At 66.8% G+C, this 14,570-nt stretch carries 8 protein-coding genes; 5 read left to right on the top strand and 3 right to left on the bottom strand.

Annotation, left to right across the window (positions count from 1 at the left end; genetic code table 11):
• Positions 1–12: 12 nt before the first annotated feature.
• Entirely contained in the window at positions 13–1,668 is a 1,656-nt protein-coding gene (locus tag ACIA8C_RS16915; protein WP_397135461.1) for a cytochrome bc complex cytochrome b subunit, read from the bottom strand.
• Positions 1,669–1,867: 199 nt separating this feature from the next.
• On the opposite strand from ACIA8C_RS16915, the gene ACIA8C_RS16910 reads away from it, so the two are divergent.
• Positions 1,868–3,376 (top strand): WS/DGAT domain-containing protein, encoded by a 1,509-nt coding sequence (locus ACIA8C_RS16910; protein WP_397135459.1) that lies wholly within the window; start codon positions 1,868–1,870, stop codon positions 3,374–3,376.
• Positions 3,377–3,433: 57 nt separating this feature from the next.
• Here the strand turns inward: ACIA8C_RS16910 and ACIA8C_RS16905 are convergent, their stop codons facing one another.
• Entirely contained in the window at positions 3,434–3,919 is a 486-nt protein-coding gene (locus ACIA8C_RS16905; protein ID WP_397135457.1) for a GNAT family N-acetyltransferase, read from the bottom strand.
• Between the two features lie 300 nt (positions 3,920–4,219).
• Between ACIA8C_RS16905 and ACIA8C_RS16900 the strand changes: the two genes are divergently transcribed.
• From ACIA8C_RS16900 to ACIA8C_RS16885, 4 genes are all read left to right on the top strand, one after another.
• Positions 4,220–6,412 carry a bifunctional serine/threonine-protein kinase/ABC transporter substrate-binding protein gene (locus tag ACIA8C_RS16900; RefSeq protein ID WP_397135455.1) on the top strand — a complete coding sequence of 731 codons (2,193 nt, stop codon included), beginning with the start codon at positions 4,220–4,222 and terminating at the stop codon, positions 6,410–6,412.
• Between the two features lie 413 nt (positions 6,413–6,825).
• A complete protein-coding gene (locus tag ACIA8C_RS16895) occupies positions 6,826–8,088 on the top strand; it encodes a cytochrome P450 (protein WP_397135453.1) in 1,263 nt (420 codons plus the stop codon).
• A gap of 10 nt (positions 8,089–8,098) precedes the next feature.
• Complete coding sequence (locus ACIA8C_RS16890; protein ID WP_397135451.1) at positions 8,099–9,319, top strand: cytochrome P450; 1,221 nt, start codon at positions 8,099–8,101, stop codon at positions 9,317–9,319.
• 248 nt (positions 9,320–9,567) lie between these two features.
• Complete coding sequence (locus ACIA8C_RS16885) at positions 9,568–11,736, top strand: bifunctional serine/threonine-protein kinase/ABC transporter substrate-binding protein (protein ID WP_397135449.1); 2,169 nt, start codon at positions 9,568–9,570, stop codon at positions 11,734–11,736.
• An 80-nt stretch (positions 11,737–11,816) separates the two neighbouring features.
• Here ACIA8C_RS16885 and ACIA8C_RS16880 read toward each other — a convergent pair whose 3' ends face one another.
• Entirely contained in the window at positions 11,817–14,096 is a 2,280-nt protein-coding gene (locus ACIA8C_RS16880; protein ID WP_397135447.1) for a hypothetical protein, read from the bottom strand.
• Positions 14,097–14,570 lie beyond the last annotated feature (474 nt).

Genomic DNA, 14,570 nt, shown 5'->3' with positions numbered 1-14,570 from the left:
AATGACCGTCGGCTAACGGCCAGAGCCGTTACCGTCCGCGCCGTTCCCGTTCCGGCTATCGCGTTCCTGATAATTCCGCAGCACCGCGAGCTGCCGCCGCTCTTCGTTGTGGTCGGCCTCGTGATTGCGCTCGGACTCCTCCCACGGATCGGCCCGGAAGAAGCTGCCGGTCCCCGGCTTGCCCGCCAGGCCGAGCTTGCTCATCTTCTTCGGCACCGGTGCGCCCTGGTACTCCAGCGGGATCGGATGGCCGTGCTCGTCCACCGGGCCGAGCGGCTGATGGAGCTCGATGTACTCGCCGTTGGGCAGCCGCCGGACCACGCCGGTCTCGACGCCGTGCTCGAGCACCGCACGGTCACCGCGCTGCAGGCCGAGGCAGATCCGGTACGCAACGAAGTAGGCCAGCGGCGGGAGCAGCAGAATGCCGATGCGCCCGGTCCAGGTGGTCGCGTTCAGCGAGACGTTGAACTTGTAGGCGACGATGTCGTTCACGCAGGACAGCGTGAGCACGACGTAGAACGCGATCGACATCGCACCGATCGCGGTGCGCACTGGCACGTCGCGCGGGCGTTGCAGCAGGTTGTGATTCACGGCCGAGTCGCCGGTCAGCCGTTTCTCGATCCACGGGTACATGATCAGCACCGTGAACACCAAGCCCATGATCAGCGCGCCCCACACCGGGGCGGGCACCGTATAGCGGCCCAGATACAGCTCCCATGGCGGGATAAGGCGCATCATGCCGTCGGTCCACATCATGTAGAAGTCCGGCTGTGAACCCGCGGAGATCTGAGAAGGGTTGTACGGACCCATATTCCAGATCGGGTTGATCTGCAGCAGGCCGCCCATGATGGCGACGATGCCGAGGGTGAACGCGAAGAACGAGCCCTGATCCAGCGAGAACACCGGCACGATGCGCGCGCCGACCACGTTGTTCTCGGTGCGGCCAGGACCCGGGTACTGGGTGTGCTTCTGGTACCAGACCAGCGCCACGTGCGCCGCGATCAGCGCGAGCATGATGCCGGGGAACAGCAGCACGTGCGCGATGAACAGGCGCGGAATGATGATGGTGCCCGGATAGTCTCCGCCGAACATCAGCCAGTGCATCCAGGTGCCGACGATCGGAATGCCGAGCGTGATGGACGAGAACGCGGCACGCAGGCCGGTGCCCGAGAGCAGATCGTCGGGCAGCGAGTAACCGAAGTAGCCCTCGAACATCGCCAGGATCAGCAGCAGCGCGCCGATCACCCAGTTCGCCTCGCGCGGCTTGCGGAACGCGCCGGTGAAGAACACCCGGAACAGGTGCACGATGATCGACGCCGCGAAAAGCAATGCGGCCCAGTGGTGCACCTGCCGCACGAACAACCCACCGCGCACCTCGAACGAGATGTTCAGCGCGGTCTCGTAGGCCCGCGACATGGTGACGCCGCGTAACGGCTGGTAGGCGCCGTTGTAGACCACCTCGGTCATGGATGGGTCGAAGTACAAGCTCAGATACACGCCAGAGAGCAGCAGGATGATGAAGCTGTACAGCGCGATCTCGCCGAGCAGGAATGACCAGTGCGTCGGAAAGACCTTGTTGATCGACCGCTTGAGAAAGTTCGCGGCCTGATATCGCTCGTCGGCGGAATTCGCCTGCGCGCTGACCTTGCGACCGAGTTGTGTTGCCATGGTCGACCCCCGCCCCTGAGAGTGGTGTGCGTTCTACTACAGACGGTAGCAGGAGGTCATCGGGTAATCGATAGGTTTAGCGCGATCCACTTGTGGAACAAGATCATTCAGCCGCCGCCGGTGCTGCCCCGAGAATGACGAGTGCAGGCGCCCGGCGTTCGAGCGGAGGGTGGGCCGACCGGTTCGATACTGTCGGGCGGTGAGTGCGATGGCAGCGCAGGACGCGACGATGTACTGGCTGTCGGCCCGTACCCGCAACGATCTGTTCTTGCTGTACTGCTTCGCCGATGCCGGACTCCCGGCCGCGGACCTGCGCGCCTTCGTCGCCGAACGCAGCGCGGGCATCGCCGACCTGCGAGTCCGGGCGCGCGCCGTGCCGGGCGATCTCGACTACCCGTCCTGGGTGCCGTGCGACTTCACCCCCGACCAGTTCATCGAGCATCCACTGCCGGAGCCGAATTGGGCGCACCTGCAAGCTGCCCTCGGCGAGGTGCTCGACACCGGAGTCGCCGCGGCGGCGCGGCCATGGCGGTTGCACGTGTTCCGCGGGATCGTCGACGCGCCTTCACCCGGACATGGGGAGCCTGTGCTCGTCGCTGTCCTGCAGATATCGCACGCACTCGCCGACGGCCGTCGCGCCGCCGAGATCGCGCGGGCGCTGTTCGCCGAGGCGGGCCCAGGGGAGGAGGCCACCTCTGTGGGAGGTGCTTCGCGCTCCGGTCGCCTGGCCCGCGCCAGCACCCTGGCCACGGTGGTGACGTGGGCGCGGTCGGTCGGTGCCGAGCTTGGCGGATTCGGACCGACCGCCAGCCTGCAGGATTCGGTTCCTGGCTTGCTTCGCGTGCCGATCAGGTCGGCGACGTCCGCGCCGATAGCCGCGGTTTTGGCGTTGCCGCGCATGCCGATTCAGCTGGCCCGCACGGTCTTCCGGGGTTATCAGGCCTTTCGAGCGCAGCAGGAGCTCGCCGAGCTCACCACGTCGGGGAAGTTGCCGTCGCCCGGGCCGGACTTTCCGCCGAGCCTGGTCAACCAGGCTGCAACGGAAGCGAATTCGGCGCACGCCGTGCGAATGATGGTGTGCGACACGGCGGCATTGCGGGCGCCTGGGCGCACGGTGACCGTTGTCGTGCTCACCGCGGTGTCGCTCGCGCTCGCGCGCTACCTCGACGGGCGGGGTGCGGCGGTGCGGCGGCTCGGTGCGCAGGTGCCCATGGCGCTATCCGATACCGCGATGGCCAACGCGCGCAACAACTACCGCAGTCTCAGCGTCGATCTCTGCGTCGACGAACCCGATCTGCGCCTTCGTGCCGACAAGATCGCGGCCGCCATGGCGGATCGGCGGGTGCGCGCCCGGCATCCGCTGTTGACGGCGCAAGATCGCGTCACCGCCGTCGTGCCCGCCCCGCTGCTCCGGCGCGATATCGCCCGCTACCCGCTGACCACGGTCCCCGACGCCATCACAGGCCACACCGTCGTTTCCAGCGTGCACCGCGGCCCGGCGGACCTCAGCTTCGGCGGCGGCCGGGTGCACTTCACCGGCGGCTTCCCGGCGATCGGTTCGGTCATGCGGTTGACCCACGGGGTGCACGGACTCGGCGAAACCGTCACGATCTCACTGCACGCCGATACCGCGACAGTTCCCGACCTCGACGCCTACTCAGCCTTGTTGCGCGCCGCATTGGCAGAGGTCGCGCAGGCCCTGAAGTGATTGCGCCACAGTTGAACAGGTTCGCGCCACACCAGTGAGTACCGCCAGTACGCGGCACTAATCGAGCGCCAGTGTCGCCGTCACCGTGTCGCCGCTGACCGTCGAAGTGGCCGCCCCGAGCAGCGTGCGTGCCGCCGAATTGCCGACCGTGGTGACGGCAACGATTCGGCGTGCACCGAGCTCCGCGGCAGCCGTCCGCAGCTGCTCGGCAACGGCCCGGCCCACACCCCGCCCACGCTCCGAGCGGCCGATCCACACTCCGGCCTCGAGCCCCTCCGCGCCGGGCTGCAACCGCGCGGCGCCGACGACCCGGCCACCCACCGCGATCAGATAGGTGTATTCGACCGGCGCCTCCGCCAGCAGCGCGCGCCCACGGTGGAACTCGAGAAACGCCTGCTCACGCCGCGCATTCCAGCCTGGCGCACCCGCGACCGGCGGCATCACCTCCAGCGGATCCGCGTCGCCGACCGCCACTTCGAGCAGCATCGCGAGATTGTCCTCGGTCAGCGGCTCGAGACGGACCGGCTCCGTATTCCTGTGCACAACACCGAGCCTCCTGGAACTGCCGGGCCCAGGTCAACGGAATTCCGGCCGGTCACGCCGACCCGAAGCGTGCAAGACTCAAACGAGTGTGCCCACTGGCCGCTACCGCCTCGGTGGATACTGCGGCGCGTCGGCGACCTCGCCCGGGCAAGTAATGGCACCTGAGCAGGAAGTTATCGTGCCAGTCGACTAGCAGGCCCCGACCGGCTCCAGCGGGTCCGGCTAGCGCGTTCGGGTCAGCTCGCCCGCGTAAAAACGCAGGCTACGATGGCCGGGTTACTGGACGTCTGAGAGGACGGGATGCTGCGCGCTGGTGAGGTTTTCGCCGGGTATGTGATCGAGCGCCAGCTGGGTCGCGGCGGCATGGGCTCGGTGTATCTCGCGCGGCACCCGCGGCTACCGCGCCGGATCGCGTTGAAGCTGCTCAGTCCTGGCCTGCATGCCAACGACGAAATGTTGGCACGATTCGAGCGCGAAGCCGAATTGGTCGCGCGGCTGGACCACCCGAATATCGTCGCGGTATACGACCGAGGCGTCGACGACGGCACCCGGTGGATCTCGATGCAGTACGTCGACGGCATCGACGCCGGAGCACTCGAACCCGACTCGCTGGAACCGGCACGCGCGGTGGAGATCATCACCGAGACCGCGAAGGCACTCGACTACGCGCACGCCGTGGGCGTCCTGCACCGCGACGTGAAACCGGCCAACATCTTGCTGTCCCGCCCGACGGCCGGTCAGGACGAGCGAGTCCTGTTGACCGACTTCGGCATAGCCCGGCTCCGTGACGACGCACACCAGCTCACCCGAACCGGAATGTTCGCGGCGACCTTGGCCTACGCCGCCCCCGAACAACTATCGGCCGGCACCGTCGATCACCGCACCGACCAATATGCCCTGGCCTGCACCCTCTTCTGGCTTCTGTCCGGCACCGCGCCCTTCGCCGCCGACAACCCGGCGGCCATGATCGCCGCGCACCTCCAGCAACCGCCGCCCCCGCTCACCAGCCGGCGCCCGAACCTGCCGCCCGCCATCGACGCCGTACTGACAAAGGCACTGGCCAAACGCCCCGAAGGCCGCTTCAACTCCTGCGCGGAGTTCGCCACCGCGGCACGCCAAGCGCTCTCCACCGGCGCGCTCGGTCCAGAAGCCAAGTTGGAGCGCCAATCCCCGAGTGCCCCAACGATATCCAATCATGCCACGACCGCAGCGCTGATAGCGGCGCGTCCTGCTGGGCGAACCGCACGTAATGCTGGTGTGGCGGGGGTGGTGGTCGTGGTGGCGGCGATCGTGTCGGGGATCGTTTGGGCGAATTCGTGGTCCTCGTCGCATACCGCGGTGTCGCGCACCGCATCATCCGGGCCGGGCGCATCGCGGCCAATTGATTGGGTGGGGGCAGCGGCGCCGGGGACCGCCGGTGCGTCGCGCGCCTTCGAGCCGGTGACGCAGCTTGACGCCCAGGGCAGAGAGGTTGCGAAACCCGGTGCCGCGCTTACTCCCGATGGTGATGGTAAGGCGACGTGTGCGCCCGTAACCATTGCCACGACAGCAGGTGCCGCGCATACCGCAGGCGGCGGGGTGAAATTGGCTATCGATCAGTTCACGAAGGCCAATCCGGGATGTTCTGTCGCACTGCGGGAATTCGATATTCCGAGCGACGCGCAGGCGGCGGGTGTGGCCGCGCAGATCGTGCACGACCCGTCGATCGTCGCGCTGGTGGGTCCGGTGTTCTCGTCGGAAATCGCTTCTACAGGAAAGGTTTTCAGTGACGCTGGGCTCCCGTTCCTGACTCCGTCGGCCACCGGCCCCGCACTGTCCACCAACGGCTGGCACTCATTCTTCCGTGGGCTGGCCGCCGACGACGTCCAAGGCACCGCCTTGGCGAAATACCTGGTCAATACGGCGCACTTCCGCAAGATCTGCGTCATCAAGGACAAAACCGGTTACGGCAGCAGCCTGGCCGGGAGCGCGGTCTCCAGCCTCGGCTCCGCCGCCGATCCGAAGTGCGCGGCCGAGATCGGCAAGGGCGACCGCGACTTCACCACGGTGACAACCGATATCGCCGCAGCCAAACCGGATGCCGTCTTCTACTCCGGCTACTACGAAGAGGCCGCCGCCCTGCTGCAACAGCTGCGCCGCGCGGGTATCACCGCACCGTTCGTCTCCGCGGAAAGCACGGTCACGCCGGATTTCGCTACCCAAGCGGGCAATTCGGCGGCGGGCGCGCTCGTGTCCTGCTCGTGCGGCCCGGTCGTGGCCGAGTTCGCCAGCGACTACCAGGCTTTCAACGGGCAGGCTCCCGGCCCGAGCGCCGTCGAGGCCTACGACCTCACCACGATCATCCTGAAAGGCATCACCTCCGGCCGCGCGACCCGCGCCGACCTCGTCGACTACCTGCGCGCCTACGAGGGCACCGGCCTCGCCCGCACCTATCGCTGGTCCACCACCGGCGAACTCGCGACGCCTCAAACCTGGCTCTACAAGGTCAATTAACCCACCCGATCAGATCCACACCCATCCGCATCAGTCGGTACAGACCAGCTGAACGGCAGCGGTGTATCCCCTGGTAGCACTAGCTATTTGCGCGCCGTCAACCACCTGAAACCTGTTGCCACATCGAGAGAGACTTTGCCGCAATGCTGCTACCGTGGGTGAGCCGTCGGGTTCTGGGCGGTTGCCGGGACTAGGGGGATCAGTCGGTGTCGCACCCGTCGAAAATACGTGTCCTGCAGGGATTATGAGGTAGACACGGTGAATCTGCGGTTGCCACGGAGCGTCCCGGTCCTCGGCGTGCACTCGTTAGCAATGGTCACCTATGGTCGGTTGACACCTGATACACCTCCGACCTTTCCCGAGGCACGTGACCGAGCCACGTGCCCGCGCACCGACCGCTTGGAGTCACGTCTTTGACCACGTCACCGTTCACCGAGACTGCCGCGCCCGGAGTCTGCCCGGTCCAGCACGGATCACCCATCGACACCGATGGCCCCCGCGTCCAGCTGTACACCCCGGAGTTCGCCGCCGATCCGCATCGCGCCTACGCCGAGATGCGCCGCCAGTACGGCTCGCTGGTGCCGATCGAGCTGGCCCCGGACGTACCGGCCACCCTGGTGGTCGGCTATCAGGCGGCATTGCGAATCCTCAACGACCCCGAGCATTTTCCGGCCGACCCGCGGACCTGGCAGCAGCACATCCCCGACGACTCACCCATCAAGCCGATGATGGAGTGGTACCCGAACGCGCTGCGCAACAGCGGTGCCGCGCACGCGCGCTACCGGCAGGCCTACACCGCCGCCATCGACGGAATCGACCTGCACGCCCTGCATTCCACCGTCGAGCGGATCGCCATCCCGCTGATCAACTCCTTCTGCGAGACCGGCTCGGCGGACCTGGTGACCCAGTACGCGTTCCCGCTGGTCTTCGACGTACTCAACCAAATGGTCGGCTGCTCAGCGGAACTGGGCCAGCGGGTCGCGACCGGCATGGCCGCGCTCTTCGATACCGTCAACGCCGCCCAGGGCATGCAGATGCTCAGCGAGGCACTGCTGGAGCTGATCGGGTTGCGGCGCGCGGAGCCGGGCGACGACGTCACCTCGCGACTAGCGCATCACCCTGCCGAACTCGATGACACCGAAATGCTGTGCCAGCTGATCAGTTTCTACGGCGCGGGCATCGAACCGCAGCAGAACTTGATCATCAACACCCTGATGCTGATGGTCACCGACGATCGTTTCGGCGGCGACGTCCTCGGCGGCAGCATGTCGACCCGTGACGCACTCGACGAGGTGCTGTTCAACGACCCGCCGATGGCGAACTTCTGCACCTCCTACCCGAGGCAGCCGATTCTCATCGACAACAACTGGTTGCCCGCGCACCAGCCGGTCCTGATCAGCCTCGCGGGCTGCAACAACGACCCCGAGATCCGGGGCGGGGACCGCACCGGCAACCGCTCGCACCTGGCGTGGGCGGCCGGACCGCACGCCTGCCCGGCCAAGTCGGTCGCCTACCTGATCGTGCAGGACGCCATCGATCAGCTGCTCGACGCACTCCCCGAAATGGAACTCGCCGTACCTGTGCACGAATTGGCATGGCGGCCGGGGCCTTTCCACCGCGCGGTCGCCGCGCTGCCGGTCGTCTTCCCCAAGTCCCCTCCGTTGAACATGATGTAAGGAGCGTCCGATGGAGCATGAACCGATAGTTCTGGACACGACCGGTGCCGACATTCAAGGCGAGTCCGCGCGGATCCGTGCGCGCGGACCCGTCGCGGTGGTGGAATTACCGGGCGGCGTGCCCGCGTGGTCGGCCACCGACGCGACGGTGCTCAAGAGCCTGCTCGCCGATCCGCGCGTGTCCAAAGATCCTCGGCAGCACTGGTCTTCGTTCATCAACGGCGAGATCACCGAGGCGTGGCCGCTGCTGCCCTGGGTCGCGGTGGACAACATGTTCACCGCCTACGGTGCCGACCATCGGCGGCTCCGGAAACTGGTCTCGCCCGCGTTCACCCACCGGCGCAGCACGGCGCTGCGGCCGCGGATCGAGGCGATCACCGAGAACCTGCTGAACGCGCTCGCGGCCACCCTGCCCGGCGAATCCGTAGACCTCCGTGCGGGTTACGCGTATCCGGTGCCGATCCAGGTGATCACCGAAATGATGGGCGTGCCGGAACATCTCGGTGGCGGCCTGCACAAGTGCGTCGACGGATTCTTCGACACCTCGTTCACGCCCGAGCAAGCGCAAGCCAATTACCTCGAAATGTACCGGCTCGTAAGCGAACTCGTCGCCTACCGCCGCGAAACCCCCGGCGACGACGTCACCAGCGTCTTGATCACCACCCGTGCCGAGGACGGTGAGCGACTGGCCGAGAAGGAACTCGTCGACACCCTGATGCTCGTCATCAACGCGGGCCACGAGACCACGGTCAACCTGCTCGATCAGGCGATCTTCGCGTTGTTGACCCATCCGGAGCAGCGGGCCGATGTGGTCGAGCGCCGGGTGCCCTGGTCGGAAGTGGTGGAGGAAACGCTGCGCTACGAGGCGCCGGTCGCGCACCTGCCGTTGCGTTACGCCGTCGACGATATCGACGTCGGCGACATCCGAATCCCCAAGGGCGAGGCCATTCTTGCCTCCTACGCGGGTGCCGGACGCGACCCGAGCCTGCACGGCGCGACCGCCGATCAGTTCGACATCCACCGCACCAACAAGGACCACCTGTCCTTCGGTCATGGTGCCCACCATTGCATCGGCGCCCCGCTGGCGCGGCTCGAAGCCGCGATCGCCCTGCCCGCCCTCTTCGAGCGCTTCCCGAAGCTCAGGTTGGCGGTGGATCCGGCGGAGTTGCAGCCCGTGGGCAGCTTCGTATCCAACGGTCACCGCCAGCTCCCGGTGTACCTGGGGGAGTAGTTCTACCCGCGTCGGGTGTCGTCGCGGCACCCGACGCGTCGTCACCCGACGCAGAGAGCGGCATCGGGCGACCAGCGGCGCGGTCCCCGGCCAGCGTCCGTTTCGTTAGTGCGGCAGGGTTTCTCGCGGCTAGGATGGGCTTGACGAGGGACGATGCATTCGGGCCGATCGGCAGCTCGTCACCGCTACCCGCGTGGTCGGCAGTTAGCTCGGCTCGGTCCGGAGGACTCGAAGTCTGAGGGGGCTGGATGCTGCGTGCTGGTGAGGTTTTCGCCGGATATGTGATCAAGCGTCAGCTGGGCCGCGGCGGTATGGGCGCGGTATACCTGGCGCAACATCCCCGCCTGCCGCGCCTGACCGCTTTGAAGCTGCTTTATCCGGATCTGTATGCCGACACCGAAATTCGCGCACGGTTCGAGCGCGAGGCGGATCTGGCGGCACGGCTCGACCACCCGAACATCGTGGCCGTGTACGACCGCGGTCTCGACGAGGGGCAGCTGTGGATCTCGATGCAATACGTCGACGGCATCGACGCCGCGGATCTCGACCCGCGCGCGCTGCCGCCGGAGCGGGCCGCGGAGATCATCGTCGAGACCGCGAAAGCGCTCGACTACGCGCACGCCACCGGCGTGCTGCACCGCGATGTGAAACCGGCGAACATCCTGCTGGCTCGCGCGACCGCGGCGCAGGGTGAGCGAGTTCTGTTGACGGACTTCGGTATCGCGCGATTACGTGACGAGTCACGGCAACTGACCGAAGACGGTGGACTGGCGGCGACGCTGGCATACGCGTCGCCGGAACAATTGTCGTTCGTCCCCGTCGATCACCGCAGCGACCAATACTCGTTGGCGTGCAGCCTGTTCTGGCTGCTGTCGGGCACCTCGCCGTTCGCGGCCAGCAGTCCTGCCGCGATGATCGCCGGCCACTTGCAGCATGCCCCGCCGCTACTGCACAACCTGCGACCGGATGTGCCATCTGGCGTCGACGCGGTGCTGGCGAAGGCGCTCGCGAAGAATCCCGACGAACGATTCAGTTCCTGCACCGAATTCGCGGTCGCCGCACAGCAGGCTTTGGCGGTGCCGCAGAGCCCGGTCGTGCCGCTCCCGCAACAGCGGCCGATGCCACAGGACGCGCACCACCCCGCGCGTCGATTGCTGCGCCGCGCCGGTATCGGCGGGTTGGTGCTCGCTGTCGTTCTCGCGCTGGTGGTCGGGATTCATTGGGCGACAAGTGACCACTCCACCAAGCAGCCTGCCATCTCGACCGGACCCGTTGCGCTGCGACCGATCGATTGGTCCGCTGCCGTCGCACCGGGCACGACCGGAGGCCCCGCACCGTTCCAGGCGCTGATGCAGATCGACGCCGAGGGCAAGGAGGTGCCGAGAGCCAGCGCCGCGGCGGATCCCGCCGGCGACGGCAAGGCCGCGTGCGAGCCGTTGACCATCGCCTCGACCGCGCCACTCACCGGAGCCGACGCCGGTACCGATCGCGGTCTGATCGACGGGGTGAAGCTGGCCGTCGACCAGTTCACCAGGGCGAACCCCGGATGCCCTGTCGCCGTGCGCGAATTCGACTCCGGTGGGTTTCCGCAGACCGCGGCCGATGTCGCGCGACAGATCGTGAACGACCCGTCGATTGTCGCGTTGGTCGGTCCGTTGTCCGCCGGGATCCTGCCGACCGGACAGCTTTTCAGTGATGCCGGATTGCCGGTTCTTTTTCCCGGCACCACTCCCGTCGACCCCGCAAGCGGCTGGCGCAGCTTCTTCCGTGCCGTGGCCACCACCGATGTCTACCGGCGTGCCGTCGCCAAATATCTCACCGACACAGCTCATTTCAGCAAGATTTGTGTGGTTCGTGACGATTCCGGCTTCGGCAAGGGCATGGCGCACGATGTCGTCGCGATGCTCGGTAGCGCCGCCGAGCCCAGCTGTCGCGCGGACGTCAAGCAGGGCGATCGCGATTTCAGCGTCGCTGTGGCCAAGGTCGCCGCCAGCAAACCGGACGCGGTCTTCTACTCCGGCTACGCCGTCGAAGCGGCAATCTTCGCCCAGCAGCTGAAACAGGGCGGCGTCACCGCCCCCTTCGTCACCACCGAAGGCGCACTGAGCACGGATTTCGTTGCGCCCTCGCCAATTTCGGTCCGCGGCGCGTTTCTGTCCTGTTCCTGTGCCCCGGTCACCGGACGGTTCTACTTCGACTTCCGCGCCCTGAACAACCACGGCGCGGGCTGGAACGCCATCGAAGCATACGACCTGACCACCATCACCCTGAACGGCATCGCCACCGGCCACCGAAACCGCGCCGACCTACTGAACTACCTGCACCGATACGAAGGCCCGGGCTTGGCCCGCACCTACCGATGGTCGGCCACCGGCGAACTGACAAACCCGGGAATCTGGATATACAAGATCAACTAGCCTGCGTTGTCGTCGACGCCCGCACCGGATCGCGCCATGCCTCAGGAGTGCACGGCACCACCGGTTTACGACGCGCGCGGTCACGAGGATCCGGGCGGGACCTGTCTGGTCTGGTCGGCCGACTTGGCCACAGCGGGGGCCTTGGCGGGCGATGTCCCGGTGGCCGAAGTCGTCAACGGCGAATGCGGAGCCGGGTCCTGCTCTACCGGACCCGCGACACCAGACACCGGAGCGGGCGGGGGCTGGGGTGCGGGGGACCGAGGGAAAAGCGAAGGCGTGGACGAGGTGTCGGCCGGGGACCACAGAGAGTGCGCGGGCGATCGGCCGGCATCACCACTTGCGCTCGGGTCTGGTACCCCGGGGGCGACTGCACGGGGGAACAGCGAGGTGAATCGCTCGACCGGGACGGCAGCACCGAACACCGGTGCGGGCGGTGCCCCCGGCGCGGCGGCCCGCTGTGTCGAATCCGAAGCTACGACTTGCTCTTTCGCCTCGACGGTCTCGAATACCGGCACCGCCGACGCCGCGGGCGTCTCGAACCATTGTGGCTGGCTGGGCTTTTCGGTGTGTGCGGCAACATGCTGAGGTTCCGATGGTCGGCGGGTGCCGCCGGACTCTCGTTCATCCCCGAGCATCGCGTGCAGCCGTTCGGCAAGCGGCGGAGCGTATTTGCGCGCAGGAGACAACAGCGCCGTCGCGGCGATCGGGTGATTGACCACGGTGTGGATGATCGGCTCGGCGCCTGCCGCCGTCTGCGTGATCAGCTTTTCGAAGATCCGCAGTCGCCGCAGGTCTTGGTTGACGGAGATGAGCGTGTCGGCGAGGGCTTCGATCGTCACATGGTCGGCCAACGCCTCCAGTAGCGCGGGGAACTGCGGGTGGTCCAGCCATTGCATGGCGTGGAAGAGCAGCGTGCCGCTTTCGGGGTTGTTCTTCAGGATCGCCCCCGTGAGCTGGCTCCCCGAGGTCATATTGAGCATCGTGTCGGCGAGGTTCTGCACGGGCCAATACCGTTCTGGCACACCGAGTATGCCCGCGCGGGTGTCCCAATCGAAGAGCGCGCGCGCCAGCAGCGTCGCGGTCTCGTTGAACCGGGCGGAGGTCATTCGCCCGAGGATCGAGCCGAAGTCGGGCACCGCCTCCAGCAGGTGCCCCGCCGCCAAACCCTCGGCGGAGACGACCTCCTCCTCGGTCAGCACCGTGGCAAGGCGGGCGGGCGCCGCGGCGGCCAAGAAGCCGGAGAGGTCGGTGAATTGGTCACTCGGCCCGTGCGTGTTCGGAATCCGGCTGGTGTGGCTGAGCAGCAGCAGAATGGTCGCGCGCAGCTCGGACGACAGCGCATTGTCGAAGCCGCGCAGCAGGGCTTTGCCATCTATCGTCCGCGCGGCGCGCAAGAGCTGAACCACACACAGGATCATCTGTTCGCGGTGTGACTTCGCCATCGACGACAGCAGCATGTTGGCCAGTTGCGGTCCATCCGAACTGATTTCGATGATCTCGCTCAGGATGCTCCGCTGCGTGCCGAGCGGTTCGCGGATCTTCGCGACGACTTCGCGACTTGCCTGCCCGACATCCCCTCGCCGGAGCACCGCGGCGATCCGGCGGCCGAACAGCAGCTCCGGATCGGTCGTCAGGATGCTGGTCGTCGGTGCGGGCGGAGGAGATATCTGGCGCCAGGGGACCGCGGCGATTCGCCCGGCAACCTCCTCGTCGAGATCGATGATCGCCTCGAACAATTCCGCGCCGAGCCCACTCTCTCCCCGTTCACAGACCGCGTACAGCAAGGAGGCGACCGCACCCGGAAGGCGGCGGCCTACTTCGACCAGCGCTGCGGGCAGCATCGGGTCGCCGCGGCGGAAGACCTCATCCAGCTGTTCGGCGGCGCTGGCCTCCTTCCCCTCGCACAGCAGGGTGAGCAGCCATGCCGTCTTGTCCGCCAGGGTGACGCCACCGTTGGCCCCGGCCAATTGTCCAGGCGGATCGGCGGCCGGGGGAACTAATGGAACCCGTTGCGGGAGTTTGCATCCCGGGATGTCCGCCTGCGCTCGTTCCCGCAGCGGGACAAAGATGTCGAGCAGATCCTGGACCGGACGATCGAGTTTGTCCGCCGCGGTGGCGATGATCGCGTCGAAGAATTGTCGCGAGGGTCCACCGGGGGTTTCACCCATCTGGCGAGCGCGCTGCTTGTCGGTCAGGTCCAACCCGTCGGTCAGGTCGACAACTCGTTTGTGGGTCAGCCCCGCCTCGGTCAGCAGCCTGTTGAGCTCGGCGTTCAGTTCTCGCGTTGTCGCGGGCAGATCAGCGGGGAATTGCTCCGGATCGGTCCGCAGGGGCCGCCCGACGCGCTGGTGCTCCCCCATGCAGTCCTCCAGGCAGTGGAGTTGTCCCTCATCAGTCTCGTGCCGGGCAATTGTAGAGCGCTGATCGGGACAATGTTCTCCGACTCGATGTCTTGAATACGCTCGAGACAACTGGAATTCAGGGAGTAGACAGGAAAATTGTCCCCGCTCTTGAATGGCGGCATGGCTGCTGATGTGGCAGCCATGCCGGGTGTGACCCGCATCGGAACTTGGAGGCGACGGTGCGGGCCCACCTCGGTCAGGCCGACTCAGAGAGGGCCCACCCCATGGTCTCGCATGACACCAGTGATCCGAAAGCCGGTCAGGCCGACGGATCACCCGCCGTTTCCAGGTCGGTTCGCACACATGAGGGCGGGCAAGCGGTTCGACGTCCGGAGCCGGATCGGCAGCCCGGCCACGATCGAAAGAATCTCCTTGTCAGCGTGGCGGGATCGGCGCTCGGACGGTTGCTCGCCGATGCCGTGCACGCCGTGG

Source organism: Nocardia sp. NPDC051321, from assembly GCF_044455225.1.
Taxonomy (GTDB): domain Bacteria; phylum Actinomycetota; class Actinomycetes; order Mycobacteriales; family Mycobacteriaceae; genus Nocardia.
Note: the sequence above shows the minus strand (reverse complement) of the source record. Positions and strands in the feature narration are given on the sequence as shown.